Genomic DNA, 26,057 nt, shown 5'->3' with positions numbered 1-26,057 from the left:
GAACGCCCATGCCCACGCTTGTCAAAGCTTCCGGACTGACCAAGAAGTACGGCGACCTCGTCGCCGTGGCCGGCATCGATTTCGAGATCGAGGAAGGCGAGTGCTTCGGCTTCCTCGGCCCGAACGGGGCCGGCAAGACGACCACGGTGCGAATGATCCACTGCGTCTCCCCGGTGACGGCTGGAACGCTCACGGTCGGCGGCCTGCCGTCCGGGATCGACAACCGGGCCCTCAAGATGATCACCGGGGTCATCCCCCAGGAGATCAACCTCGACAACGACCTGACCGTCGAGGAGAACCTCATCATCTTCGCCCGCTTCTTCGACATCCGCCGCCGGGAGGCCAAGGCCCGGCTGGCCGAGCTCCTCCGCTTCGTCGAGCTCGAGGCCAAGGCCGACTGCAAGATCTCGGACCTGTCGACTGGCATGAAGCGCCGCCTGCTCATCGCCCGGGCCCTGATCAACCGGCCCCGGCTCATCGTCGCCGACGAGCCGACGACCGGCCTCGACCCCCAGGCCCGCCACCTCATCTGGCAGCGGCTCCGCCAACTCAAGGCCCAGGGCGCGACGCTTGTCCTGACGACCCAGTACATGGAGGAGGCCCAGCAGCTCTGCGACCGGCTGGTGGTCATGCACCAGGGCAGGATCCTCAAGGAGGGCACGCCGTCGCGGCTGGTCGAGGAGGAGATCGGCCGCGAGGTCGTCGAGGTCCGGACGCCGCCTGACGACGACGGCCGGATCCTCGGCTATCTGGCCGGCCTCGGCTGCGCCCACGAGCGCGTCGGCGACACCCTCTATTTCTACTGCCGCGACGGCCACGGCCTGATGAAGAAGCTCCTCGAGCTCGACCTGCCCAACACCCTGAACCGGCCGGCCACGCTCGAAGACGTTTTCCTCAAGCTCACCGGACGGAGCCTCCACGAATGAGCCTCTCCTACCGCATCGCCTACGTCTTCCTGAGGAACCTCTACTCCTACAAGCGCTTCGTCCTGCCGACGTTCCTGGTCAGCCTCGTCGAGCCGCTGTTCTATCTGGTCACCTTCGGCATCGGCATGGGCGCCTACATGGGCGCCTTCGGCGGCAAGCCCTATCTCGATTTCCTGGTGCCCGGCGTCCTGGCCTCGACGGCGATGATGTCCGCCTCGTTCGAATGCCTCTACGGCACCTACGTCAAGATCGTCCACGAGCGGGTCTACGATTCCCTGATCGCCACGCCGGTCTCGGCCGACGACGCCGTAGCCGGGGACATCGCCTGGGGCTCCTTCCGGGGCCTGATCAGCGGCGGCCTGATGATGATCGTGGCCCTGTTCATGGGCGTCGCCCCGGCGGCGGCCTGGCGGGCGGCCGTCCTGGTCGTTTTCATGATCTTCGTCGGCGTCCTCTTCGGCTCCCTGGCCATGATCGTCACCTCGATCTCGCCGAGCTTCGATTTCTTCAGCTATTACACCGAGCTCGTCATCACCCCGATGCTGTTCTTCTCCGGGGTCTTCTTCCCGCTCGACCACTTCCCGGCCTGGATGAAGGTCCTGGCCGAGTTCCTCCCGCTGACCCACGCCGTCCGGATCTCGCGGGCCGTCTTCACCGGCGACTCGGCCCCGGGCCTGGGCTGGAGCCTGCTCCTGCTCGTCGTCATGGCCGCGGCCGCGTTCTTGGTCTCCACCCGGATGATGCGGAAGCGCCTGATCAAATAGACCTTCTCATAGGAGCGTCCCATGGCATTCCGGTCCCGCCGCGCCGTCCCCGCCGCGGCCTCGATCATGATCCTTCTCCTCGCCGCGTCCGTCCGGAGCGGCGTCCCGGCGGCCCAGGACAAGGAGACCGTCGGGCCGAAGGGCGCTGGCCGCACGGTCCTGCCGGTCAACCAGGTCGTGACTCCCTACGGCACCCAGCTGACCTTGCCCGGGCTCCGGCCCCAGGCCCTGGCCCTGTCGCCCGACGGGACGCTCCTGGCCGTGTCCGGCAAGACGTCCGAGCTGGTCATCATCGACGCCCGCAGCGGCCGGCTGAAACAGCAGGTCGCACTGCCGGGCGAGGAGCAGGCGGACTATCCCCCCGAGACGGTCTCCCCGATGATCCTCGAGCCCGACGAGAAGGGACAGCTTAGCTACACCGGCCTCGTCTTCGCCGCCGACGGCCGCCGGATCTACATGAGCAACGTCGACGGCAGCGTCAAGGTCTTCGCCGTCGGCCCGGACGGCGAGGTCCGGCCTTCGCACACGATCCCCCTGCCCCTGGCCGGAGCGCCGAAGCGGGCCGAGGAGATCCCGTCCGGCCTGGCCCTGACGCCCGACGGCCAAAGGCTCTATGTCTGCGGCAACCTGTCCAACCGGCTCCTCGAGATCGACACGGGCACGGCCAAGGTCCTGCGGACGTTCGACGTCGGCGTGGCGCCGTTCGCGGTCGTCCTGGCCCGGGGCAAGGCCTACGTCAGCAACTGGGGCGGCCGGCGCCCCGCCCCCGGCGACCTGACCGGCCCGGCCGGGCAGGGCACCGAGGTCCGCGTCGACCCGGTCCGGCACATCGCCAGCGAGGGTTCCGTGAGCGTCGTCGATCTCGGCGCCGGGACGGTCGCCGGGGAGATCCTCGTCCAGCTCCACGCCTCGGCCCTGGCCCTGTCGCCCAACGGCCGCTGGCTCGTCTGCGCCAACGCCGCCTCGGACAACCTCAGCGTCATCGATACGGCGACCGACGCCGTGGCCGAGACGATCTGGGTCAAGGCCTCGCCGGCCGACCTCTTCGGCGCCTCGCCCAACGCCCTGGCCTTCTCGGGCGACGGCAAGACCCTGTACGCCGCCAACGGGACCCAGAACGCCGTGGCCGCGATCAAGTTCAGCCCGGCCCGGCGGAGATCCAGGCTGGTGGGGCTCATCCCGGCCGGCTGGTTCCCCGGCGCGCTGGCCCTGAACGCCAGGCAGGGCAGGCTCTATGTCGCCAACATCAAGGGCCACGCCGTCGAAAAGATCCCGTACAAGCAGACCGGCGCCCCGGGCTTCAATTCGCACCAGTATCACGGCTCGGTCTCGATATTCGCCGAGCCGCGCCGGCAGGAGCTCCGGGACCTGACCGCCATCGTCTACGCGAACGAGCGCCGCGACCGCATCGCCCGGGCCCTGCTGCCGGCCCGGCCGGGCCAGCCGGCCCGGCCCGTGCCCGAACGGATCGGCGAGCCGAGCGTCTTCAAGCACGTCGTCTACGTCATCAAGGAGAACCGGACTTACGATCAGGTCCTCGGCGACGTCGCCGCCGGGAACGGCGATCCGGCCCTCTGCATCTTCGGCGAGAAGGTGACGCCCAACCAGCACAAGCTCGTCCGGGATTTCGTCCTCCTCGACAACACCTACTGCAGCGGCATCCTCAGCGCCGACGGGCACCAGTGGTCCACGACGGCCTTCGGCACGGATTACCTCGAGCGCTCCTTCGCCGGCTGGCCGCGGAGCTATCCTGACGGCATGGGCCCGGACGAGGTCGACGCCCTGGCCTACGCTCCGAGCGGCTTCATCTGGGACAACGCCCTGAAGCACGGCGTCACGATCTGGAACTTCGGCGAGTTCACCATGCAGGACTGCGGCTGGAAGGACCCCGCTCTCAAGGGCGAGCCCAGGTGGGCGGACTACTGGGACGAGTACGTCAATGGCCGCGGCCTGGTGAGGATAGGCAGCCGGCCGGCCATCCCGACTGTCGCCCCCTTTTCCCCGGCCGACACGGTCGGCTGGAACATGGCCGTCCCCGACCAGTGGCGGGCCCGTTACGTCGTCGACCAGGTCGCCGCCTGGGAAAAAGAGGGCCGCCTGCCCCAGCTCATCCTCATCTGCCTGCCCGACGACCACACCAGCGGCACGAGCGAGGGGTCGCCGACACCGGAGGCCTGCGCCGCCGACAACGACCTGGCCTTCGCCCGCATCGTCGAGGCCTTCGGCCGCAGCTCCTTCTGGAAGGAGACGGTGATCTTCGGCATCGAGGACGACCCCCAGAACGGCTGGGACCACGTCAGCGGCTACCGGACGACGGCCTACTGCGCCAGCCCCTACACCAGGCGCGGCGCCGTGGTCAGCACCCAGTACAACACGACCAGCCTGCTGCGGACGATCGAGCAGATCCTCGGCCTGCCGCCCATGAACCAGTTCGACGCCACGGCCACGCCGATGTTCGACTGCTTCACGGCCGAGCCGGACTTCAGGCCGTTCGAGCCGGTGCCCAACAACATCCCGCTCGACACGATGAACCCGCCCAAGGGTCAGATCGCCGACGCCCTCCTGCGCCGCCACGCCGTCCAGTCCGGCCGGCTGAACTTCCGCCAGGTCGACGCCTGTCCCGAGGACACGCTCAACCGCATCCTCTGGCACGCCGTCAAGGGCAGCGCCGCCCCCTACCCCGCCTGGGCCGTGACGCTGGTCGAGGAGGACGACGATTAGGCTGAAGGGCCGGCGGACCTGTAAAAATAGCTCTTTCCTGCGGTAACGAACATGATGTAAAATCGGCGCGGCTCATAATCCGGACCCAAGGAGCGTCCCATGGGCGTGCTCAAACCCGTCGACTGGCTCATCGTCCTCGGCTACTTCGCCATCGTTCTCGGCATCGCCTGGAAGGTCATGCGCGAGAAGCAGCGGACCTCGACCGACTATTTCCTGGCCGGCCGCAACCTGGGTTGGCTCATCATCGGCGCGTCCATCTTCGCCTCGAACATCGGCGCCGAGCACCTGGTCGGCCTGGCCGGTTCGGGCGCGACCGACGGCGTGGCCATGGCCCACTACGAGCTCCACGCCTGGTGCCTGCTCGTCCTGGCCTGGGTCATGGTGCCGTTCTACATGCGCTCCAAGGTCTTCACCATGCCCGAGTTCCTGGAGAGGCGCTTCTCGCCGACGGCCCGGACGGTCCTGTCCCTCATCTCCCTCGTCGCCTACGTCCTGACCAAGATGGCCGTCGGCATCTTCGCCGGCGGCATCGTCTTCAGCGTCCTCCTGCCGGAGCTGAACTGGTTCGGCCTCGACAGCTTCTGGATCGGCTCGATCCTGGTCATCCTCATAACCGGCCTCTACACCGTCCTCGGCGGGCTCAAGGCGGTCGCCTACACGGAGGCCATCCAGACGTTCATTTTCATCATCGGCTCGGCCCTGGTGACCTATTTCGGGCTGAAGGCCCTGGGCGGCTGGGGCGAGCTGCGCCGCATCGCCGGCTCGGAGATGTTCAACCTCTGGAAGCCCCTCGTCCCCCACGGGATCCAGGGGACCTGGGCCCCGGTCAAGGAGGCCGGGCGGATGGCCTGGTACTTCAACGACAACTATCCCTGGATCGGCATGCTCTTCTGCGCCCCGATCGTCGGCCTGTGGTACTGGTGCACCGACCAGTACATCGTCCAGAGGGTCCTCGGCGCCCCCAACGAGCGCCAAGCCCGGCGCGGCGCCATCTCGGCGGCTTTCTTGAAACTGCTCCCCGTCTTCATCTTCATCATCCCCGGCATGATCGCCTTCGCCCTGGCCAAGAGCGGCCTGAACCAGCCCCTGCGTCAGGAGCTCTTCGGCGGCGGCACGGAGCTCATCCGCGCCAACGCCCAAAAGGCCTTCCCCATGCTGGTCGCCAACGTTCTTCCGGTCGGCGTCCGGGGCATGGTCGTGGCCGGGCTGCTGGCGGCGCTCATGAGCTCGCTCGCCGGCGCCTTCAACGCCGCCTCGACGCTTTTCACAATGGACTTCTACTCGCGATTGAAGCCGCACGTGACCCAGGAGAAGCTCGTCTGGGTCGGCCGGGTGGCCACGGGCGTCATGGTCCTCATCGGGCTCCTGTGGATCCCGGTCATCCGCGGCGGCAAGGGGCTATACGATTACCTCCAGGGGGTCCAGTCCTACCTGGCCCCGCCGATATTCGTCGTTTTCTTCTTCGGCATCTTCATGAAGCGGCTGAACGCCAAAGGCTGCCTGGCCGCCCTCGGCACGGGTTTCGCCCTCGGCCTCTTCCGGCTGGCCGTCGACACGCCGGTCAAGCTCATCCCGGGATTCTCCTATCCCCAGGGCTCGTTCCTGTGGATCGTCAACCACATCTTCTTCCAGTACTTCAGCCTGATCATCTTCCTCGTCAGCGTCCTGGTCATGATCGTCGTCAGCTACGCGACCGAGGCGCCGTCCTACGAGAGGATCAGCGGCCTGACCTACGGCACGGTCACGGCCGAGCACAGGAAGGAATCGCGGGCCAGCTGGACCAGGGCGGACGTCATCAGCTCCATCATCGTCCTGGCCCTGATCGCCGCCGCCTACATCTACTTCACCGGATGAGGACGGCGGCCGCGGCGGGTTGACGGCCCGCGAAGCGCCCTGGTATACTCGCGGGCTCATGGCCATCGGCCTGACAACTCTATTCCTCGGGGGACGATCATGAAACGCATCGGCTCGCTCTCCAGGTCCGTCCTTTTCGCCGCCGTCCTGGTCCTGGCCTTCGCGGCCGCGGCCGGCCACGCCCAGGCCGTCAAGAAGCCCCTCGGCTACGACGCCTGCAACGGCTGGCGCTCCATCCAGGGGACCGACCTCTCGCGGGACGGCCGCTGGCTCGTCTACGCCCTTGTCCCGCAGGACGGGGACGGCGAGCTCGTCGCCCTCGACCTGCAGGCCAACAAGGAATTCCGCGCGGCGAGGGGCAAGCAGCCGGTCGTCACCGCCGACGGCAAGTTCGTCGTCTTCGCCGTCGCCCCGGCCAGAGCGGACGTCGAAAAGGCCAGGAAGGACAAGAAGAAGCCCGAGGAGCAGCCCAAGAGCGGGCTGGGGATCATGGACCTGGCTGCCGGCCAGGTGACAACGATCGAGCGGGTCAAGAGCTTCAAGGTCCCGGAAGAGTCCGGCGCCTTCGTAGCCTACCTGCTCGAGCCGCCGCTGAAGGATCCCGACGAGAAGAAGGACGAAGCGAAGAAGGAAGAGGTCAAGCCCGAGGCCAAGCCGGCCGAAAAGCCGGCGGCCAAAGCCGGGGAAGCCAAGAAGGACGAGCCGAAAAAAGAGGAAAAGAAGAAGGAGCCCGGCACCGACTTCGTCCTGCGCGAACTTGCGACCGGCAAGGAAACGAAGATCGCCGAAGTCGTCGACTACGCCTGGAACAAGCCGGGCAGCCGGCTCGCCTACTCCGTGTCCTCGAAGGCGCCCGAGAACGACGGCGCTTTCGTCCTCGAGCCGGCGACCGGCCGTACGGCCGTCCTGCTCAGGGGCCTGGGCAATTACAAGAACTTCGCCTTCGACGAGAAGGGCGGCCAGCTGGCCTTCACCAGCGACCGGGACGACTACAAGTCGGAGAAGCCGGCTTCCAGGCTCTATCATTGGACGGCCATGGCCGCGGCGGCCGTCGAGCTCGCGCCGGCGCTGGCCAAGGGCTTTCCGGCTGGCCTGGCCGTCAGCGAGAACGGCATGCCCCGCTTCTCCAAGGACGGCGCCCGGCTCTTTTTCGGCATCGCCGAGGCCCCCAAGCCGGAGCCGAAGGACGCGCCCGAGCCGGTCAAGGTCGATATCTGGAACTGGAAGGATCCCACCCTCCAGCCGATGCAGAAGGCCCAGGCCGAGGAGGACCGGAAGCGGACGCAGATGTGCGTCATGCACCTCGGCCCCAAGGACAAGACATTCGTCCGGCTGGCCACGGCCGATGTTCCGGAGATCGATCTCTCCGAGGACGCCAAGCTGGCCCTGGGCAGGTCCGATCTCCCCTACCGCCAGCTCGTGTCCTGGGACCGCGGCTACGAGGACGATTACCTGGTCAGCCTGGCCGACGGCTCGCGGAAGCAGGTGCTGGCGAAGAGCCCGTACGGCGCCCGGATCTCGCCGGGCGGCAAGTACCTGACCTATTTCAACGACGACGACCGCAGCTACCGTGCTTACCGCGTCGCCGACGGCAGGACCTTCAATCTCACGGCCAAGCTCGGCGTCAGCCTCGTCGACGAGACCTGGGACACGCCGGACGAGCCGAACCCGTACGGCCTGGGCGGCTGGACCGACGGCGACGCCGCCGTCCTCGTCTACGACCGCTACGACGTCTGGGAGGTCGCGCCCGACGGTTCCGGGGCCCGGATGATCACCGGCGGCATCGGCCGGCGGGACAAGATCGCGTTCCGCTACGTGAGCCTCGACCCGGAGCGGAAGACCGTTCCGGCCAAGGAGCCGATCCTCCTCGCGGCGACGAACGAGACGACCAAGGCCACGGGCTTCTATCGGGTCAGCCTGGCGGCGCCCGGCGATCCGGTCCGGATCGTCATGCGGGATAAGCAGCTCGGCGGCCTGCGCAGGGCGAAGAACGCGGATGTTTACGTCCGCACCGAGCAGCGCTTCGACGAGTTCCCCGACCTCTGGGTGAGCGGGCCCGATCTCGCCGCGGCGCGCCGCGCGAGCGACGCCAACCCGCAGCAGGCCGACTACAATTGGGGCAAAGCGGAGCTCGTCGAGTACACGAACGGCAACGGCAAGGTTCTGCCGGCCGTTCTCATCAAGCCCGAGGACTTCGACCCGTCGAAGAAATATCCCCTGATGGTCTATATCTACGAGACCGAGGCCGTGGGCCTGAACCGCTATTATCCGCCCGCGCCCGGGACGAACATCAACTTCACCCGCTACGTCAGCAACGGCTACGTCCTGCTGAGCCCGGACATCGTCTACGAGGTCGGCTATCCCGGGCCGAGCGCCCTGAAATGCGTGGTCCCGGCCGTCGAGAAGGTCCTGGGGATGGGCTTCATCGATCCGAAGCGGATCGGCATCCAGGGCCACAGCTGGGGCGGCTACGAGATCAGCTACATGATCACCCAGACGGATCTCTTCGCCGCGGTCGAGGCCGGCGCGTCGGTCGTCAACATGACCAGCGCCTACGGCGGCATCCGCTGGGGCACGGGCATGTCCCGGGCCTTCCAGTACGAGAAGACCCAGAGCCGCATCGGCGCGCCGCTCTGGTCGCGGGCCCTGCAGTTCATCGAGAATTCGCCCCTCTTCTGGGTCGAGCGGGTCCGGACGCCGTACCTGACCATCCACAACGACGAGGACGACGCCGTGCCGTGGTACCAGGGGATCGAGTTCTTCTCGGCTCTCCGCCGCCTCGGCAAAGAGGCCTACATGTTCAACTTCAACGGCGAGAAGCACGGCCTGCGGGAGCGGCCGGCGCAGAAGTACTGGACCGTCCATCTGGACGAGTTCTTCGACCACTTCCTCCTGGGCAAGCCCCGGCCGGAGTGGATGGACAAGGGCGTCCCCTACCTCGAGCGCGGCCGGCGGGACATCGACGCGCTGTTCGAGCCCGCGGCGAAGGGCGGCGAAGAGCCGAAGAAGTGACCTGGCCCGGCCGTCGCCGGGCCCGGCTCAGCGGGCGTCCGGGGCGGCGGCGTCCGCCTTGTAGGCCCAGGCGATCATCTGCTCGTCGGGCGTCCGGAGCGGCTGCCGGTCGAAGCCGCCGAAGATCTCCCAGCGGGCGAAGCCGGCCGCGGCGAAGAGGAGCTCGAGCTCGAACCGGTAGACCCAGCGTTGGGACATCCTGAACTGATGAACGGACTTCGGGCGCTCGGCGGCGTCGAGCTCCCAGATCTCGACCTGCGAGTCCTGCCGCTGGCCGACGACGTCCTTATGCCGGTTGTCCCACATTTGGACCTTGCCGCCGCCGGGCAAGGGGGCCTCGTGCTCGAACACGGAGCGGCCTTCCGGCTCCTGCCAGTAGGCCGGTCCGGGATAGGACAAGTGGAGGACGAGCGCCCCGCCCGGCTCGAGGTGCGCCAGGGCCGCCCGCAGGCAGGCGATCTGGTCGGCGCTCGTCTCGCAGTGGGCGAAGCCGTTGAAGGCGCAGAAAATGCGGGCATAGCGCCGGCCCAGCTCGAAGGACCGCATATCGGCGACCTCGGCCCGGACCGGAAGGCCCGCCTCGGCGGCCTTGTCGCGGAGGCGCTCGATCATCGCCGCGCTGGCGTCGAGCCCGTCGGCGTCCAGGCCGGCCCGGCGGAGGGCCAGGAGGACCCGGCCCGTGCCGCAGCCGAGCTCGAGCACCGGGCCGCCGGCCGTTCGCGCCGTCTCGAGCCAGTACGGCAGGTCGAAATCGAGCCCGTCGAACAACAGGTCGTAGAGCTCGGGCGCTTCGTAAGGCGAGGGCTGGCTGGCGCTGTCAGGCATGAGGTCTCCTTTTTTGTTATGATACGGGAGATGAAGGGTCTTGGCAAATGCGCTGCCCCGAGGCCCTTGAGATCGTCGAAGGAGGACGGCCATGGCCATCCCGATCTGCCAGGTCGACGCTTTCGCCGAGGAGCCGTTCAAAGGCAACCCGGCCGGCGTCTGTCTGATCCCGACGCCGGCCGATCCGGGCTGGATGCAAAGCGTCGCGGCCGAGATGAACGTGGCCGAAACGGCCTTCCCTCTGGCCGAGGGCGACGGCTTCCGCCTGCGCTGGTTCACGCCCAAGACCGAGGTCAGGCTCTGCGGCCACGCCACCCTGGCCGCGGCCCACGTCCTCTGGGAGCGCGGCCTGCTCGCCCCGGACCGCGAGGCCCGGTTCGAGACCCTGAGCGGGGTCCTGACGGCCCGCCGCGACGGCTCTCTCGTCGAGCTCGACTTCCCGGCCCGGCCGCCTCTCCCCGGGACGCCGCCATGGTCCGACGCGGTGGCCGGAGCGCTGGGCATCAAGCCCCGGGCCATCGTCCTGAGCGCCGAGGACGTCCTTTTCGAGGCGATGGACGAGGGCGCCGTGCGGAGCGTCGAGCCCGACTTCGCGGCCCTGGGGGCCCTGCCGGCCCGCGGCGTCATCGTCACCAGCCGGTCCGCCGATCCCCGCTTCGACTTCGTCTCGCGTTTCTTCGCGCCAGCGGTCGGCATCGACGAGGACCCGGTGACTGGCTCGTCCCACACGGTCCTCGCGCCATACTGGGCGGCACGGCTGGGGAAGACGTCTTTCACGGCCTATCAGGCCTCGGCCCGCGGCGGCATCCTGCGTCTCCGCCTCGACGGCGGCCGGGTCAAGATAGCCGGCCGGGCCGTCACCGTCGTCAGGGGCGAGATCCTCGTCTGATCGCCGCCGGATAGCGACCGCCCGCCCGGCCTTGCATATCGCAAGATTGTCCGCTATCCTGGGACTGCAGGGGGCAAAATGGATCCTGACACAAGCCCGGCCAAGGCGGATTTGCAGCTCCAGATTCTCGTCGTCGACGACGAGCTCAACATCCGCAAGACGCTCGCGCTCTGCCTCGAAACCGCGGGCCACGCCGTGACCGCGGTCAGCAACGTCAAGGATGCCCTGGCCGAGGCCTCCCGCCGCCCGTTCGATCTGGCCTTCGTCGACCTGCGGCTCGGCGTCGATGACGGCCTCGATCTCATCCCGGCCCTTCTCGCCGCGACGCCCGGGCTCAAGATCATCGTCATCACGGCCTACGCGTCCATCGAAACGGCCGTCGAGGCCATCCGCCGCGGCGCTTCCGACTACATCCCCAAGCCGTTCACCCCGGCCCAGATCGACCTGGCCGTCCGCAAGGTTTTCGAGGTCCGGTCGCTCGAACAGAAGGTCGCGGCCCTTCAGGAGGACCTGGGCCGCCAGCATCCCGAGATCGACCTCACGAGCACGAGCCCGGCCATGCAGAGGGCCGTGGCCCTGGCCCGTCAGGCCGCGTCTTCCGAGGCGACGATCCTGCTGCTCGGCGAGAGCGGGACGGGGAAGACCGTCCTGGCCCGGGCCATCCACGGCTGGAGCCGCCGGGCCGGGAAGCCGTTCATCGCCGTCTCCTGTCCGTCCTTCGCGCCGGACCTCCTGGACAGCGAGCTCTTCGGCCACGTGCGCGGCGCCTTTACCGGCGCCATCCGGGACAACCCGGGCCGGATCGCCGCGGGCGAAGGCGGGACGCTCTTCCTGGACGAGATCGGCGACCTGCCTCTGGCGCTGCAGCCGAAGCTCCTGCGGTTCATCCAGGAACGGGAATACGAGCGCGTGGGCGATACGGTCACCCGGAGGGCGGACGTTCGGCTGATCGCGGCCACGAACCGGCGGCTCGAAGAGGCGGTCCGGGACGGCCGTTTCCGGGAGGACCTATTCTATCGCCTCAGCGTCATCCCCATCGAGATCCCAGCGCTGCGGGACCGGCCCGGCGACATCCCCGGGCTGGCCGAGCGGCTGCTGGCCTTCCACGCCCGCGCCAATCATCGGACGTTCCTGTGCTTCACCGATGAAGTCGTCCGCGCCCTGACCGGCTATGGCTGGCCGGGGAACGTTCGCGAACTGAGCAATACCATCGAACGGGCCGCGATCATCTGCCGGGAGGACCGCATCGGCGCCGAGTGCCTGCCGCCGGGACTCGCGGCCGGCGACGCCGAGATCAGGATCGGGGATCGCGTCAGTCTGGACAAGCTCGAAGAACAGCACATCCGGCGCGTGCTGGCCGCCACCCGTTCGCTTCAGGAAGCGGCTTCCGTGCTGGACATCGACCAAGCGACGCTCTGGCGCAGGCGGAAGAAGTACGGCATCTGACGAAGCAGCCCGTCTTTTCCCATAGCGGCTTCCGGCAGATGCATTGCATCTTTCAATCAACAACCCGGTCGAGACTTGCGATATGCACGATGCCCTCCCGGCGTCTTTTCGTATATTATTCAATATAAACATTTTAATTGGATAAAGCCTTGGCATGGGTCTTGCTTATATTCCAATCCAAGGAAAACATATCATGCTCGGACTCCGTCAGAAATTATCGCTTGGCTTTGGAGGATTGCTTGTCATCATCGCCGTCATCGGGGCCCAAAGCATCGCCTACCTGTCGCGGCTCGGCCAGTCCATTGACGTCATCCTGCGCGAGAACTACCGAAGCGTCATCGCCTGCCAGGAGATGAAGGAGGCCCTGGAGCGCATCGACAGCGGCGTGTTGTTCACGCTCCTCGGGGACTCCCCGCAGGGAGAAGCGCTCATCCTGAAGAACAAGGGCGTCTTCGAAGCGGGGCTCCAGGTCGAGATGAATACGATCACGCTCCCCGGGGAGGGCGAGAAAGCCCGGCTCCTCAGGGACGAATACGGGCGTTATGCGGCGGCCCTCGACAAGGTCAAGGACGCGACGGCGCCGCCGGAGGTCCGCCGGGATGCCTACTTCCGGACCCTCCTGCCTCTCTTCGGCCGGATCAAGGCCACGGCCGACGCCATCCTCCAGATGAATCAGCAGAACATGAACGACGCCAACAATCGGGCCCGGCAGGACGCCCGGGCGGCCCGGCGGCAGATGTACCTGCTCCTCGGCCTGGGAACGCTCGTCGCCCTGGCGCTCGTCGTCTTCTCGCGGCGCTGGATCCTGCGGCCTGTCCGGAGCCTGATCAAGTCCGCCGACGAGATCCGCCGCGGCAACCTCGACCTGGTCGTCCCGGTCGGCTCGCACGACGAGATCGGCCACCTCGCCGAGTCCTTCAACGCCATGGCGGCGAGCCTCCGGGAATTCCGTCGGTCCGACCGGGCCAGGCTCGCTCGCGTCCGGCGGGCGACCGAGCAGGCGTTCGACCGTCTGGCCGACCCGATCGCCGTCCTCGACCTCGACGGCCGGGTCGAGGTCTCCACGGAGTCGGCCCGGAAGGTCTTCGGCCTGCGGCCGGGGGCCTCGGTCCGCGACCTGCCGCCGGACCTTGACGGCCTGTTCGGCCGGGCCCTGGCCGACGGACGGCCGGTGCCGCCGCGCTCCCAACAGAAGCTCATCCAGCAGTTCGTCGGCGGCGAGGAGCGCTTTTACCGGCCCGAGGCTGTCCCGATCCTGGACGCCGGGCGGCAGCCGACGGGGGTCATCCTCGTCCTTCAGGACGTGACCCAGCTACGCCAGCAGGACGAGATCAAGCGAAACGTCATCCGGACCGTTTCGCATCAGCTGAAAACCCCCCTGACGTCGGTGCGCCTGGCCATCCATCTCCTGCTAGAAGAGAAAATCGGGGCCCTCAACGAAAAGCAGGTCGAGCTCCTGGTCGCGGCCCGGGAGGACAGCGAACGGCTCCACGTGATCCTGAACAACCTGCTCGACATCAGCCGCCTGGAGGCGGGCCAGGCCCGCCTCGATCTCGAGATGGTCTCGCCCCGGGCGCTTATCCTTGACTCCCTCGAGCCATTCCGCCGGGTCGCCCAGGACCAGGGCGTCACCCTGGCCGCCGACATCCCCGGCGACCTGGCCGGCGTCCGGGTCGATCGCTCCCGCCTCGGCTTCGTTTTCGGCAATATCATCACGAACGCCCTCCAGCATACGCCGCCCGGGGGGAGGATCACGGTCAGCGCCGAAGAAAGGGGCGGGGAGGTCCGCATCTCGATCTCGGATACCGGCGGCGGCATCCCGGAAGCCTTTCTGCCCAAGGTCTTCGAGCCGTTCTTCCGCGTCCCGGGCCGGAAGGAAAGCCAGGGGGCGGGACTCGGCCTGGCCATCGCCAAGGAGATCGTCGAGGCTCACGGAGGCAAAGTCGGCGTCGAAAGCCGTGAGGGCCAGGGCGCAACGTTCTTTTTCACGCTGAAGAAGGCCGGCGGCGGCCGCGCGGAGGAGGCCCGTCATGAGTGATCTCCTGTTCGCGCCCATCGCCGGCGCCTTCTTCGGACACTGCGACCGGTACGTCCGGTCCGGTGAAAGGCTTTGACCATGATCGACATCGCCGGCCTCGCCATCGGCCTCCTGCTCATCGGCTACCTACTGCTGAGCGTCCTCCGGCCGGAAAAATTCTGAAAGGCCGACAGGCATGAACGTCTTCGGCGGACTCCAGCTGGCGCTCTTCCTGGTATGTCTCTTCCTCCTGACCAAGCCGGTCGGCCTCTGCCTGGACCGGGTCCTGGACCCCGGCGGCCGGACCTGGCTGGACCGGCCGGTGAAGCCGGTCGAACGCCTCTTGTACAGGCTTCTCGGCGTCGACCCGGGAAAAGAGCAGGACTGGCACGCCTACACCCGCTCGCTTCTCCTCTTCAGCCTGGCCGGGCTTCTCTTCACCTATGCCGTCCTCCGTCTCCAGCACCGCCTGCCGTTGAATCCGCAGCGATTCGGGCCTCTGGCGCCCGACCTCGCCTTCAACACCGCGGCCAGCTTCGCGACCAACACGAACTGGCAGAACTACGCCGGGGAGACGACGCTGTCATATTTCTCCCAGATGGTCGGGCTCGTCTTCCACAACTTCGTCTCCGCCGCCGCCGGCATCGCCGTCGCAGCGGCCCTGGTCCGCGGCCTCGCCCGGCACGCGTCCCGGACGGTGGGGAACTTCTGGGTCGACCTGGTCCGCGTCAACCTCTATCTGCTCCTCCCCCTGTCGCTCGTCCTCTCGCTCTTCCTCGCCTCCCAGGGGGTCGTCCAGAACTTCCGGCCGTACGTCAAAACGGCGGCCGTCGAGGGAGCGACGGGCGCCGGGGCCGGCAACGCGATCGCGGCGCAGGTCCTGCCGCAGGGCCCGGCGGCCTCCCAGGTCGCCATCAAGATGCTCGGCACGAACGGCGGCGGGTTCTTCAACGCCAACGCCGCCCACCCCTACGAGAATCCGACCCCCCTTTCGAACTTCATCCAGATGCTCGCGATCTTCCTCATCCCGGCCGGCCTGACCTATTACCTGGGCCGCAAGGTCAAGAACCGGAAGCACGGCTGGGCTGTCTGGACGTCCATGGCCCTCCTCTTCCTCGTCGCGGCCATCGTCTGCTGGAAGGCCGAGAGCGCCGGCAATCTCCGCCTCCGGGCCCTCGGCCTCGACCCGCGCGGCGGCAGCATGGAAGGCAAGGAGGTCCGCTTCGGCGTTCCGGCCTCGGCTCTCTTCGCCACCGTCACCACGGACGCCTCGTGCGGCGCGGTCAACGCCATGCACGACTCCTTCACGCCGCTCGGCGGGCTCGTCCCGCTCGTCAACATCGAGCTCGGCGAGGTCGTCTTCGGCGGCGTCGGCTCGGGCCTCTACGGGATGATCGTCTTCATCGTCCTGGCCGTCTTCCTGACGGGCCTGATGGTCGGGCGGACCCCCGAGTACCTGGGCAAGAAGATCGAGGCCTATGACGTCAAGGTCTCCGTCCTGGCCATCCTCGTCCCCATCTTCGCCATCCTCGGCTTCTCCGCCGCGGCCTCGGTCGGCCGGTGGGGCCTGGCCGGCCTCGGCAACGCCGGCCCCCACGGCCTGAGCGAGATCCTCTATGCCTTCTCCTCGGCGGCGGGCAACAACGGCAGCGCCTTCGCCGGCCTCGACGGGAACACGCCGGCGTACAACCTCACCCTGGCCCTGGCCATGCTCTGCGGCCGCTTTGTCATGATCGTGCCCGTCATGGCCTTGGCCGGAAGCCTGGCGCGGAAGAAGCTCGTCCCGGCCGGCGAGACGAGCTTCCCGGTGAGCGGGGCGATGTTCATCGGCATCCTCGTCGGGACCGTCGTCATCGTCGGCGCCCTGACGTTCCTGCCCGCGCTGGCCCTCGGCCCGATCGTCGAGCACTTCCTGATGACCGGGTCGGGCGTCCTGTTCTAGGAGGGTTGAGATATGCCCGCCCTGAAACGCTCTCTCTTCGACAAGGCCATCGTCGGCCGCGCGGCCCGCGACGCGGTCCGCAAGCTCGACCCGGCCCATCTCCTGAAGAACCCCGTCATTTTCGTCACGGAAATCGGGGCCCTGTTGACGACCGCCGGGATCGTCCTGAGGAGGGGAAGCGAGCCGGCAGGCTTCACCGTCCAGATCTCCCTCTGGCTCTGGTTCACGGTCCTCTTCGCCAATTTCGCCGAGGCCATGGCCGAGGGCCGGGGGAAGGCCCAGGCCGACGAGCTCAGGAAAACGCGGACCCGGACCGTGGCCAACCGCATCGGGGAGGACGGGGCGCCCGAGCCTGTCCCGGCCGAGCGGCTCCGGAAGGGGGACCTCGTCACCGTTTCCGCCGGCGAGACGATCCCGGCCGACGGCGAGGTCATCGAAGGCGCTGCCACGGTCGACGAATCCGCCATCACCGGCGAGTCCGCCCCCGTCATCCGCGAGGCGGGCGGCGACCGGAGCGCGGTCACCGGAGGCACGCGGGTCCTGTCCGACCGGATCAAGGTCCGCGTCACGGCCGACCCCGGCCAGAGCTTCCTCGACCGGATGATCGGTCTCGTCGAAGGGGCCGAGCGGCGGAAGACGCCGAACGAGATCGCCCTGACCATTCTCCTTTCGGCGCTGACGATCATCTTCCTCGTCGTCGTCATGACCCTCAGCCCCTTCGGCCGCTATTCCGGCGTCCCCCTCACGGTGACGGTCCTGGTCGCCCTCCTCGTCTGCCTCATCCCGACGACGATCGGCGGCCTGCTCAACGCCATCGGCATCGCCGGCATCGACCGGATGGTCCAGAAGAACGTCCTGGCCATGAGCGGCCGCGCCGTCGAGGCGGCCGGGGACGTCGACGTCCTCCTTCTCGACAAGACGGGGACGATCACGCTCGGCGACCGGCAGGCGACGGCCTTCCTCCCCGCCCCGGGGGTGGCCGCCGAGGAGCTGGCCGACGCCGCCCAGCTCGCGTCCCTGGCCGACGAGACGCCGGAAGGCCGGAGCATCGTCGTCCTGGCCAAGAACTACGGCCTTCGGGGCAGGTCCATCGCCGACCTGCCGGGAGCGGCCTTCATCGCCTTTTCGGCCCAGACCCGGATGAGCGGCGTCGACCTCCAGGGGCGGTCCATCCGCAAGGGAGCGCCGGACGCCATCCAGGCCTTCGTCCGGGCGGACGTCCCCCTCCGGGTCCACGACGCGGTCAGCGATATCGCCCTCCACGGCGGCACGCCGCTCCTCGTGGCCGAGGCCGGCCGGGTCCTGGGCGCCATCGCGCTCAAGGACATCGTCAAGGGCGGCCTGCGCGACCGGTTCGAGCGGTTCCGGGCGATGGGCATCAAGACGGTCATGATCACCGGCGACAATCCCCTGACCGCGGCGGCCATCGCCCGCGAGGCCGGCGTCGACGATTTCATCGCCGAGGCCAAGCCCGAGGATAAGCTGGCACGCATCCGCCGGGAGCAGGCGGCCGGCCATCTCGTCGCCATGACCGGGGACGGCACGAACGACGCCCCGGCCCTGGCCCAGGCCGATGTCGGCGTGGCGATGAACACGGGGACGCAGGCAGCCAAGGAGGCCGGCAACATGGTCGACCTCGATTCCAACCCGACCAAGCTCATCGAGGTCGTCGAGATCGGCAAGCAGATGCTCATCACCCGGGGCGCCCTGACGACCTTCAGCATCTGCAACGACGTCGCCAAGTACTTCGCCATCATCCCGGCCATGCTCGTCGGCGTCTTTCCGGTTATCGCCCCGCTCAACGTCATGGGCCTCCGCTCGCCCGCGAGCGCCGTCCTCAGCGCGGTCATCTTCAACGCCCTGATCATCGTCGCCCTCATCCCCCTGGCCCTGCGCGGCGTCCGCTTCCGGCCGCTTGGGGCGGCGGCCCTCCTCCGCCGCAACCTCTTCATCTACGGCCTGGGCGGCCTCGTCGCGCCGTTCCCGGGGATCAAGATCATCGACCTCATTGTCAACGCCCTGCATCTTGTCTAGCAGGAGGAAAGGAGCGCGGACATGACAAACGGGCTCGCGGAACTCCGGCGGTCGTTCATGGCCGTGGCGGCCCTCGCGGTCATCCTCTGCGGCTTCTATCCGCTGACCTCTTGGGTCGCGGCCCAGGTTCTCTTCCCCGGCCGGGCCAACGGGTCCCTCCGGACGGCGAAGGGGGTCGTCGTCGGCTCGGACCTCATCGGCCGGGGGTTCTCGGGTCCGGCCTATTTCCATCCGCGTCCGTCGGCGGCCGACGGCGGCCGCGACGCCGGGCGATCCGGCGGCTCGAACCTGGGGCCGCTCTCGCGCAAGCTGGTCGAGGCCGTGGCCCGGCGCGCCGCCGAGTACCGGGCGGAGAACGGGCTCGGCGCGGGCACGCCCCTGCCGGCCGACGCGGTGACCGCCTCGGGGAGCGGGCTCGATCCCCACATCTCGCCCGAGAACGCCCGGCTCCAGGCCGGCCGCGTCGCCCGGGCCCGCGGCCTGGCCGAGGCCCGCGTGCTCGCCCTGATCGAGGCATCGACAGAGGGCCGGACGCTCGGCGTCCTCGGCGAGCCCCGCGTCAACGTCCTGGCACTGAACCTCGCGCTCGATGGAGTTGCCCGTGGCGGACGATAGGGCCGACGCCTTCCTGCGCCTGATCCGCAACGCCCAGCGGGGGCGCCTGAAGGTCTATCTCGGTTATTCGGCCGGGGTCGGCAAGACTTACCGGATGCTCGAGGAAGGCCACCGGCTCAAGGCCGAGGGCATCGACGCCGTCATCGGGCTCCTCGAGACGCATGGCCGGGCCGACATCGCCAAGCTGGCCCAGGGCCTTGAGGCGGTCCCCCGGCGGATGCAGGAATACCACGGCATCGCCGTCGAGGAGATGGATGTCGACGCCATCCTGGCCCGCAAGCCCCAGGTCGCCCTCATCGACGAGCTCGCTCACACGAACGTCCCCGGCAGCCGGAACGCCAAGCGGTACGAGGATGTCCAGGATATCCTGGCCGCCGGCATCCACGTCATCAGCACCCTCAATGTCCAGCACCTCGAAAGCCTCTACAACGTGGTCGAGAATGCGGTCGGGGTCAAGGTCCGCGAGCGCATCCCCGACTCGATCCTGGCCGAGGCCGACGAGATCGTGGACGTCGACCTGGCGACCGCGGACCTGAGGCAGCGCCTGGAGGAGGGGAAGATCTACCCGGCCGAACGGATCGAGGCCGCGCTGACGAACTTCTTCACCCCGTCCAACCTGGAGAAGCTGCGCGAGATGACGCTGCGCGAGCTCGCTTCGCAGATCGATCTGCGGCGGCGGGAGGCCCAGGGGGCGGAAGCGGGCGCCTCGTCCGACCTGGTCATGGTCTGCCTGAGCTCGCACGGACCGAACAGCGAAAGGCTCCTGCGCTACGGATCGCGCCTGGCCGGCCGGCTCAACCGCAACTGGTACGCCGTCTACGTCCAGACGCCGTCGGAGGAAGCCACGGTCATCGACGCCGCGGTCCAGCGCCACCTCTCCGAATCCCTGACCTTGGCCAAAGCGCTCGGGGCCATGGTCTTCACCTATCAGGGCGAGGACATCGCCGACACGCTGCTCCGGTTCGCCCGGGAGTACCGGGTCGGCCACATGGTCGTCGGCCGGGCCCAGCCCAAGCCTCTCTGGAAGCGCTTCGGACGGAACACGAACATCGTCGAGACCCTCATCCGGAACGCCCGGGGCATCACCGTCATCGTCCTCGACACCGGCGCGGAGCCGCCGGGAACCGTCCGGCCCCAACCCGAGGTCCCCGAGGATGCGACAGCCGAGACCGCGACCGCCGGCCTCTCGGACGCGGCGGAGGCCGGCAGCGGGCGGCTGAGCCGGTGGATGTCCCCCCGGCGGATCGTCATCTGGGAAACGGCCGCGGGCAAGGCGGAGGTCCTGAGGGCCCTGGCCTCGACCGTCGGACCGGAGGCCGGGGACGGGGATGCGGAAACCCTGTTCGGATCCGTCATGAAGCGGGAGAGCGAGGGATCGACATTCTTCAACGAGGGCGTCGCCTTCCCTCACGTTCGCGTCGAGGGGCTGGCCGGGCCCGTCGTCGCGCTCGGGCTGACGAAGGAAGGGGTCATAGGCGTGGCCGCGGAAAAGCCCATCGAGATCGTCTTCCTCCTCCTGTCCCCCGCCGAGGTCCCCGAGGCCCAGGTCAGGCTCCTGGGCCTCGCCAGCCGGGCGGCGCAGAACCGGCGCCTCATGCAGGTCCTGCGGTCCGTCCGGACGCCGGAGGAGGCCGTCCGGGCAATCTGCGATTGGGAAGCCCGGGAAAGCCGGGAGTGATCCCGCGGCCTCAGCCGGCGGCGCCCGTCCCGGCGGGCTTGTCTTTGCCCTCCAGCCTGTTCTCCAGAAGATTGATCCCCTGAAGGATGACGAAGGCCTCGTCGTCGGTCTTGATCTCGGCCCGGAGGCCGGAGTTATGCAGGAGCGCCTTCATCCTGTCCGCGAGATAGGCGATGGAGTTGGAGACGTAGAACGGAAAATACCAGAAATAGCCGAATGCCAGGATCAGGCCGAGGACCCCGACCCCGGCCATGAGCCTGATGATCCTCTCCGAATCGCTCTTCGCCGCCAGGCTCTTCCGCTCGACCGCCTGCATGTTGAGGTCGGTGATGTTGGAGACCGTGCGCCGGAGCCCCTCGAAGGCGGGCAGGTACTCGTCGAAGTACAGGGCGCGGCCGCCCTCCCCCTTGAGGATCCGAAAGCAGATGGCGGCGTACAGCCCATAGCCCTTTTTAACCGAGTTCACGTATTCCTGCTCGTGGATCTCGGTGATGTTGCCGCGTTCGGAGTTGAAGTTGCTCTCGAATTCTGTCCGGGCGGCTTCAAAGAGCTTGACCTGGTAGTCCGAAGCCTTCTCCGTCCCGGCCGGATTAAGCGCGATGTTGCCGACGGCCGTCCGCATGTCCTCGAGCGCTGAGGTCATGTTCCTGGAGAAGACCAGGGAATTGTAGTTGTCCTTGAGGATGTTCGCCGCGTCCTGCGAAAGCCTGCCAATATGATAGGCGCTGAAGATCACAAGAGCGAAGATGATGAAGAACAGGAAACCCAGGCCCAGGGTCATTTTCTTCTTGAGTGTCATGGAACCCCCTGCCACCGTCCTCAGATGAAACCGCATCTATTTTAGTCCAATCCCCGGAGAATGGGAATCCGGCGTCTGCGCCGGCCGATGGGTTTCGCTAGGGAATGGCGACGCGGACGGGCGTGGGCTTGAGGACGCGGACGAGGTCCCGGGGATCGATCTCGACCAGGAAGCCGCGCTTGCCCCCGTTGATCCAGATCCTCGGTAGCTCGAGGATGGACGCTTCGACATAGATCGGCAGGGGTTTGCGCAGCCCGAAGGGAGACGTGCCGCCGACCTGGTAGCCGGAGTGCCGCTCGGCCGTCTCCGGCGCGCAGGGATGCACGGACTTGACCGCCAGGATCCTGGCCATCTCCCTGGTCGAGACCTCGCGGTCGCCATGCATGAGGATGACGAACGGCCGTTTGGCCTCATCCTCCATGATCAGCGTCTTGATGACGCCGTGTTCGTCTATGCCGCTCTGGGCCGCGAACGCGGCGGTGCCGCCGTGCTCGACATAGGCATACGGCTGCCCCTTGAACTCGACCCCGGCCTGCCGGAGAGCCCGGACGGCCGGCGTCATCGGCGTCTTATCGGGTCCCATCGGGCCGCTGCTCCGGCTCGGTATGGACGACGACCTGTTCGATCTCGGGGACGGCGGCCTTCAGGGCTTCCTCGATCCGGGTCGACGTCCGGTGAGCCTCCCGGACCGGCAGGTTCCGGTCGAAGCCGCAGTGGAGGGAGACCGCCAGCCGATCGCCCAGGCGGCGGACGACGATGCTGTGGCAGCAGGCCCGCCCGGCCACGACGTCCGTGACGGTCCTGATCCGCTCGACGAGCGGCCCCTCCTCGGCCGTGACGTCCCGGCCGGTCGAGACGCCCGTGCCGCGCGATTCGATATGGGTCGTGACGCGGGCCAGGGTCGGGATCTCGGCCCGGAGGTCCTGCTCGACGTGGCTGGCCAGATCGTGGGCCTGGTGAAGCAGGAGATGATCGTCGACCTCGATGTGCAGATCGACGTGGATCTCGCCGTTTTCCTCGTGGACGCTGATGTTGTGGGCCGGGATCTGGTTCCGCTCGGCGATGCCGCGGATGCGCCGGGCCAGGTTCTCCCGTTCGACCTCGCCGGGATCGGTGTGAACGACGACATCGGCGCCGGGGACAAGGCCCTGGATGCGGGCCTCGACGCCGCTGGCGATGGCGTCGGTCCGCTCGACCGTCAGGTTGCGGTCGACCTCGATGGTCATGTCGATGAAGACCTGAGGGCCGGAGCGGCGGAGCCGGACCTGGCCGGCCTTGATGACGCCTTCGACCGCGCCGGCGGCCGCCGCGATCTTGTCCCTGAGCCCGTCGGGGGCGCTGTCGAGCAGGACGTTGACCGTCCGCTTGCCCAGCTTGTAGCTGACGAAAAGGACGAGCACGGCGACGCCCAGGGCGGCCACCGCGTCGGCCCGGTTGAGCACGGCGGCGTGCTTCGGGGCGACGTTCTTGCCGGTCCAGACGAGGACCAGGCCGACGAGAACGACTGCCGAGCTCCAGATGTCGGTCGAGAAGTGCAGCGCATCGGCCTCGAGGGCCTGGCTCCGGTGCTTCCGGGCGGCCCGCAGGAGCATCCGGGACCTGGTGACGTCGATGGCGATCGAGACGACGACCACCAGGAAAGCCCAGAGGCTCGGGTCGACCGGCACCGGGCGGAAGAAGATGCGCTCGACGGCCTCATAGATGATCCAGGCGCAGGTGACGAAGAGCAGGACGGTTTCGATGAGGGCCGAGAAGTTCTCGATCTTGCCGTGGCCGTACGGATGGCCTTCGTCGGCCGGCCGGTCCGAGATGCTGACGGCGACCAGGGTGACGACCGCGGCCACGAGGTCGAGGCCGGAATGCGCCGCTTCCGCCAGGATGCCCAGCGATCCGGTCAGTAGCCCGACGACGAGCTTCATCCCGGTCAGGCAGACGGCCGCGCCGACGGAGCTCCAGGCGGCCCCGCGCTTTTCCCTCCGGTCGGCTTCGGAGGGCATCGCATCGACGTTCGACATCGCTCGCTCCTTGGCGGACTCGGAATGATGTTAGCATGCGCGGCCGGCCGTTGCAACGCGGCCCGGGCGCCCGGCGCCTTTTTGGCCTGCCGCTCCCTCGAGGGCCCGGCAGGACCGGGACCGAAAAGGTCTTGACCGTGTCCGCCGCATCCTGTATTCTTCGTCACGCGAGACCGAATCCGCAGGAGGTCGACATGAAGAAGGTTGCCGCGTTCGCCAGCCTCCTCCTCGTCGCCGCGTTCGCCGCCGCCCAGACGGCGACGGTCCTCTCCGGACCTTTCGACGAGGCGCTGGCCAAGGCCAAGAAAGAGAACAAGCTCATCCTGCTCGATTTCTACTCGGGTGGCTGAGGGAGCTGCAGACTGCTGGTTCAGCAGTTCTACAACAATCCCAAGTACGCCGATTTCCTCAACAAGAACGTCATCCTCTACCGGGCCACCCGGGGCGACAAGATCGGGGACGCGATCTACGAGCGGTTCAAGATCAACGCCACCCCGACGGAGCTCTTCGTCGACAAGAACGGCCAGGAGGTCGACTGGATCGTCGGCTACGGCCCGCCCGCCGACAAGCGCCTCGAACGGGTCAAGAAGTCGCTGGCCGGCATCGACACCTACGCCTCCCTGAACGCGCTCTACGCCAAGGACCCGGCCAACATCGAAGTCGCCTACAAGCTGGCCGAGAAATGCAGCGAGCGTTATTCCGACGCGCTGACGGCCCGGTCCCAGGATCTCTACAAGAAGATCCTGACCATGGACATCGACGGCCGGACGGCCTCCTTCTATGACGAGAATCTCAAGGCCACGGTGCCCTACGTCGAGGCCGCCGAATTCGCGCTCGGCCAGGCGGCCGCCTTCGGCCGCAAGCCCGACCCGGCGCCCCTCCGGGCCTTCATCGGGAAGCGCCCGAACAGCCCGTTCGTCAAGAACGCATATGCTTACCTCGGTTATTACTATGGCCAAGTGGCCGTCAAGGAAGATGCGGACAAGTTCTTCGACGAGTACACGGCCAAGTACCCGGACAACAAGTCCGCGCTCAACGGCTATGTCGAGCGCATCATCAAGGACAAGGACCCGCTCGACAAGGGCATCGGGCTGGCCCTCAAGCTCCAGGAGATGGCCGGCTATCCCCCCAACCCGGACTACCAGCAGAACCTGGCCCAGCTCTACGCGCTCAAGGAGGATGCGGCCAAGGCCGACGAGGAATACGGCCAGGATTTCGCCTCGAGCTACGTCACGAGCGTGATCTCCGCCTTGACCGGCTATGCCAGCTTCTGGATCGACCAGGGCCGGAACCTCGACAGCGCTGAGGAGGCGGCTGATATCGCGGCGGCCGGCATCGGCGCCATGAAGGAGGCCCCGGCCTACTTCCTGTCCCAGGTGGCCGGCATCTTCGGCAAGCTCAAGAAGGGAGACAAGGCCCTGGCCGTCTACGGCCCGGAGATCGCCAAGAAGAACTGGGACGATCAGGGGGCCCTGGCGAGCTATGCCGGCTTCTGGAACCGCCAGGGGACGAACCTGGACAGCGCCCTGGCCGCGGCCAAGCGGTCGGTCGAGCTGACCTCCGATTATTACAACAACTTCGTCCTGGCCCAGGTCCTGTTCAAGCTGAAGGATTACCCCGAGGCCCTCAAGGCCGCGGAGAAGGCCGTCGAGCTGGTCAAGCCGATGGCCGCTAAATATGAGGGCTTCCCGATCCAGCAATACGAGAACCTCGTCAAGCAGATCCAGGAAGCCATGGCCAAGAAATAGCGTCAAGGGGGCACGGGCGACGGGCCCGTGCCCCCCGTTTGACAACCCTCCGGCCCTCCCCTATGATGCTTGCGGGCGGCCCACGATGAGAAAAGCTGTCGGACCCCTGCTCCTGATCGGTTTCGCCCTTTCGTTGCTCGCTGCCGCTCGATCCTCCGGCCCCGGCCAGTCGCTCGACGACCGCGTCCGCCGCTTTCTCGACTCCCAGAAGGACCAGTGGCGCGAGGAGAACGTCACGGAGACCGACGGCAGGCTGCTCTACGACCTCATCCTCAAGAAGCGCTACACCCGGGCCCTCGAGATCGGCACCTCCACGGGCCACTCGGGCATCTGGCAGGCCTGGGCGCTGAGCAAGACCGGCGGCTCGCTCATCACCGTCGAGATCGAGGAGTTCCGCCACCTGGCCGCGGTCCGGAACTTCAAGGCCGCCGGGCTCGACGGCCTCATCGACGCCCGCCTGGGCGACGCCCGCCGGATCGTCGCGGGGCTCGACGGGCCGTTCGATCTCATCTTCATCGACGCCGACAAGAACTGGACCCTCAACTATTTCGAGGTTCTGCTCCCCAAGCTGGCCCCGGGCGGCTGCTTCGCCGTCCACAACGTTTCGAGCCTGGGCTACATGAAGGGCATCCGCGATTTCCTGGAGAAGGTCCGCGGCCTCGATTTCATGGACACGACCATCGACGGGGCCGCGAGCGGCGGGATGTCCCTGAGCTTCAGGAAGAAGGCCCCGGCTTGACCCCGGGCCCCCTCTCCCCTTAAGATTCCCTGG

The 26,057-nt window shown here is 67.7% G+C and carries 20 protein-coding genes; 16 read left to right on the top strand and 4 right to left on the bottom strand.

What is annotated here, in order from left to right; translation table 11 throughout:
* Window positions 1-8: 8 nt before the first annotated feature.
* The 5 genes from ABFD52_02595 (at window position 9) to ABFD52_02575 (ending at window position 9,277) form a co-directional block, all read left to right on the top strand.
* Window positions 9-926, top strand: coding sequence for an ATP-binding cassette domain-containing protein (locus tag ABFD52_02595; GenBank protein MEN6559651.1), 918 nt, complete (start codon window positions 9-11; stop codon window positions 924-926).
* Window positions 923-1,690 (top strand): ABC transporter permease, encoded by a 768-nt coding sequence (locus ABFD52_02590; GenBank protein MEN6559650.1) that lies wholly within the window; start codon window positions 923-925, stop codon window positions 1,688-1,690. Before ABFD52_02595 ends, ABFD52_02590 begins: the two co-directional genes overlap by 4 nt.
* Window positions 1,691-1,711: 21 nt before the next feature.
* Entirely contained in the window at window positions 1,712-4,411 is a 2,700-nt protein-coding gene (locus ABFD52_02585; protein MEN6559649.1) for a beta-propeller fold lactonase family protein, read from the top strand.
* Between the two features lie 99 nt (window positions 4,412-4,510).
* Window positions 4,511-6,265 carry a sodium:solute symporter gene (locus ABFD52_02580; protein MEN6559648.1) on the top strand — a complete coding sequence of 585 codons (1,755 nt, stop codon included), beginning with the start codon at window positions 4,511-4,513 and terminating at the stop codon, window positions 6,263-6,265.
* A 99-nt stretch (window positions 6,266-6,364) separates the two neighbouring features.
* Complete coding sequence (locus tag ABFD52_02575) at window positions 6,365-9,277, top strand: prolyl oligopeptidase family serine peptidase (protein MEN6559647.1); 2,913 nt, start codon at window positions 6,365-6,367, stop codon at window positions 9,275-9,277.
* A 27-nt stretch (window positions 9,278-9,304) separates the two neighbouring features.
* Here the strand turns inward: ABFD52_02575 and ABFD52_02570 are convergent, their stop codons facing one another.
* Window positions 9,305-10,102 carry a class I SAM-dependent methyltransferase gene (locus tag ABFD52_02570; GenBank protein ID MEN6559646.1) on the bottom strand — a complete coding sequence of 266 codons (798 nt, stop codon included), beginning with the start codon at window positions 10,100-10,102 and terminating at the stop codon, window positions 9,305-9,307.
* A 91-nt stretch (window positions 10,103-10,193) separates the two neighbouring features.
* Between ABFD52_02570 and ABFD52_02565 the strand changes: the two genes are divergently transcribed.
* The 8 genes from ABFD52_02565 (at window position 10,194) to ABFD52_02530 (ending at window position 20,723) form a co-directional block, all read left to right on the top strand.
* Complete coding sequence (locus ABFD52_02565) at window positions 10,194-10,991, top strand: PhzF family phenazine biosynthesis protein (GenBank protein MEN6559645.1); 798 nt, start codon at window positions 10,194-10,196, stop codon at window positions 10,989-10,991.
* A gap of 78 nt (window positions 10,992-11,069) precedes the next feature.
* On the top strand, window positions 11,070-12,437 hold the full coding sequence (locus tag ABFD52_02560) for a sigma-54 dependent transcriptional regulator (GenBank protein ID MEN6559644.1): 1,368 nt from the start codon (window positions 11,070-11,072) through the stop codon (window positions 12,435-12,437).
* 193 nt (window positions 12,438-12,630) lie between these two features.
* Window positions 12,631-14,475 (top strand): ATP-binding protein, encoded by a 1,845-nt coding sequence (locus ABFD52_02555; GenBank protein ID MEN6559643.1) that lies wholly within the window; start codon window positions 12,631-12,633, stop codon window positions 14,473-14,475.
* A gap of 78 nt (window positions 14,476-14,553) precedes the next feature.
* Window positions 14,554-14,637, top strand: coding sequence for a K(+)-transporting ATPase subunit F (gene kdpF / locus ABFD52_02550; protein MEN6559642.1), 84 nt, complete (start codon window positions 14,554-14,556; stop codon window positions 14,635-14,637).
* A gap of 13 nt (window positions 14,638-14,650) precedes the next feature.
* Window positions 14,651-16,396 carry a potassium-transporting ATPase subunit KdpA gene (gene kdpA, locus ABFD52_02545; protein MEN6559641.1) on the top strand — a complete coding sequence of 582 codons (1,746 nt, stop codon included), beginning with the start codon at window positions 14,651-14,653 and terminating at the stop codon, window positions 16,394-16,396.
* Window positions 16,397-16,408: 12 nt separating this feature from the next.
* Window positions 16,409-18,430: a potassium-transporting ATPase subunit KdpB gene (gene kdpB / locus ABFD52_02540; GenBank protein MEN6559640.1), complete on the top strand. Its 2,022-nt coding sequence runs from the start codon at window positions 16,409-16,411 to the stop codon at window positions 18,428-18,430.
* 21 nt (window positions 18,431-18,451) lie between these two features.
* Complete coding sequence (gene kdpC / locus ABFD52_02535) at window positions 18,452-19,045, top strand: K(+)-transporting ATPase subunit C (GenBank protein ID MEN6559639.1); 594 nt, start codon at window positions 18,452-18,454, stop codon at window positions 19,043-19,045.
* On the top strand, window positions 19,032-20,723 hold the full coding sequence (locus tag ABFD52_02530) for a PTS sugar transporter subunit IIA (protein ID MEN6559638.1): 1,692 nt from the start codon (window positions 19,032-19,034) through the stop codon (window positions 20,721-20,723). The genes kdpC and ABFD52_02530 overlap by 14 nt, the downstream gene beginning before the upstream one ends.
* A 10-nt stretch (window positions 20,724-20,733) precedes the next feature.
* Here ABFD52_02530 and ABFD52_02525 read toward each other — a convergent pair whose 3' ends face one another.
* The 3 genes from ABFD52_02525 to ABFD52_02515 form a co-directional block, all read right to left on the bottom strand.
* A complete protein-coding gene (locus ABFD52_02525; protein ID MEN6559637.1) occupies window positions 20,734-21,522 on the bottom strand; it encodes a hypothetical protein in 789 nt (262 codons plus the stop codon).
* Between the two features lie 97 nt (window positions 21,523-21,619).
* Entirely contained in the window at window positions 21,620-22,105 is a 486-nt protein-coding gene (gene ybaK, locus ABFD52_02520) for a Cys-tRNA(Pro) deacylase (protein ID MEN6559636.1), read from the bottom strand.
* Window positions 22,092-23,537, bottom strand: coding sequence for a cation-efflux pump (locus ABFD52_02515; protein MEN6559635.1), 1,446 nt, complete (start codon window positions 23,535-23,537; stop codon window positions 22,092-22,094). Before ABFD52_02515 ends, ybaK begins: the two co-directional genes overlap by 14 nt.
* Window positions 23,538-23,731: 194 nt before the next feature.
* Here ABFD52_02515 and ABFD52_02510 point away from each other — a divergent pair, with 194 nt between their 5' ends.
* The 3 genes from ABFD52_02510 to ABFD52_02500 all read left to right on the top strand — a co-directional run bounded on the left by ABFD52_02510 (window position 23,732) and on the right by ABFD52_02500 (window position 26,024).
* Window positions 23,732-23,887 carry a hypothetical protein gene (locus tag ABFD52_02510; GenBank protein MEN6559634.1) on the top strand — a complete coding sequence of 52 codons (156 nt, stop codon included), beginning with the start codon at window positions 23,732-23,734 and terminating at the stop codon, window positions 23,885-23,887.
* A 399-nt stretch (window positions 23,888-24,286) separates the two neighbouring features.
* Window positions 24,287-25,285, top strand: coding sequence for a hypothetical protein (locus ABFD52_02505; protein MEN6559633.1), 999 nt, complete (start codon window positions 24,287-24,289; stop codon window positions 25,283-25,285).
* An 85-nt stretch (window positions 25,286-25,370) separates the two neighbouring features.
* On the top strand, window positions 25,371-26,024 hold the full coding sequence (locus tag ABFD52_02500; protein MEN6559632.1) for a class I SAM-dependent methyltransferase: 654 nt from the start codon (window positions 25,371-25,373) through the stop codon (window positions 26,022-26,024).
* Window positions 26,025-26,057 lie beyond the last annotated feature (33 nt).

It is taken from the genome of Acidobacteriota bacterium (genome assembly GCA_039683095.1).
Classification (GTDB): domain Bacteria; phylum Acidobacteriota; class Aminicenantia; order Aminicenantales; family Saccharicenantaceae; genus RBG-16-66-30.
The sequence above is the reverse complement of the archived record's forward strand: the minus strand, read 5'-3'. Positions and strand labels throughout refer to the sequence as shown.

Bases quoted from the DNA above. Each gene is read 5' to 3' on its own strand.
- ABFD52_02505 (MEN6559633.1), top strand. From the start codon at position 24,287: ATGGACATCGACGGCCGGACGGCCTCCTTCTATGACGAGAATCTCAAG.
- kdpC (MEN6559639.1), top strand. From the start codon at position 18,452: ATGACAAACGGGCTCGCGGAACTCCGGCGGTCGTTCATGGCCGTGGCG.
- ABFD52_02525 (MEN6559637.1), bottom strand. From the start codon at position 21,522: ATGACACTCAAGAAGAAAATGACCCTGGGCCTGGGTTTCCTGTTCTTC.
- ABFD52_02560 (MEN6559644.1), top strand. From the start codon at position 11,070: ATGGATCCTGACACAAGCCCGGCCAAGGCGGATTTGCAGCTCCAGATT.
- ABFD52_02570 (MEN6559646.1), bottom strand. From the start codon at position 10,102: ATGCCTGACAGCGCCAGCCAGCCCTCGCCTTACGAAGCGCCCGAGCTC.
- ABFD52_02590 (MEN6559650.1), top strand. From the start codon at position 923: ATGAGCCTCTCCTACCGCATCGCCTACGTCTTCCTGAGGAACCTCTAC.
- kdpA (MEN6559641.1), top strand. From the start codon at position 14,651: ATGAACGTCTTCGGCGGACTCCAGCTGGCGCTCTTCCTGGTATGTCTC.
- ABFD52_02500 (MEN6559632.1), top strand. From the start codon at position 25,371: ATGAGAAAAGCTGTCGGACCCCTGCTCCTGATCGGTTTCGCCCTTTCG.
- kdpF (MEN6559642.1), top strand. From the start codon at position 14,554: ATGATCGACATCGCCGGCCTCGCCATCGGCCTCCTGCTCATCGGCTAC.
- ABFD52_02580 (MEN6559648.1), top strand. From the start codon at position 4,511: ATGGGCGTGCTCAAACCCGTCGACTGGCTCATCGTCCTCGGCTACTTC.
- ABFD52_02510 (MEN6559634.1), top strand. From the start codon at position 23,732: ATGAAGAAGGTTGCCGCGTTCGCCAGCCTCCTCCTCGTCGCCGCGTTC.
- ABFD52_02585 (MEN6559649.1), top strand. From the start codon at position 1,712: ATGGCATTCCGGTCCCGCCGCGCCGTCCCCGCCGCGGCCTCGATCATG.
- ABFD52_02515 (MEN6559635.1), bottom strand. From the start codon at position 23,537: ATGTCGAACGTCGATGCGATGCCCTCCGAAGCCGACCGGAGGGAAAAG.
- ABFD52_02575 (MEN6559647.1), top strand. From the start codon at position 6,365: ATGAAACGCATCGGCTCGCTCTCCAGGTCCGTCCTTTTCGCCGCCGTC.
- ABFD52_02595 (MEN6559651.1), top strand. From the start codon at position 9: ATGCCCACGCTTGTCAAAGCTTCCGGACTGACCAAGAAGTACGGCGAC.
- ABFD52_02555 (MEN6559643.1), top strand. From the start codon at position 12,631: ATGCTCGGACTCCGTCAGAAATTATCGCTTGGCTTTGGAGGATTGCTT.
- kdpB (MEN6559640.1), top strand. From the start codon at position 16,409: ATGCCCGCCCTGAAACGCTCTCTCTTCGACAAGGCCATCGTCGGCCGC.
- ABFD52_02565 (MEN6559645.1), top strand. From the start codon at position 10,194: ATGGCCATCCCGATCTGCCAGGTCGACGCTTTCGCCGAGGAGCCGTTC.
- ybaK (MEN6559636.1), bottom strand. From the start codon at position 22,105: ATGGGACCCGATAAGACGCCGATGACGCCGGCCGTCCGGGCTCTCCGG.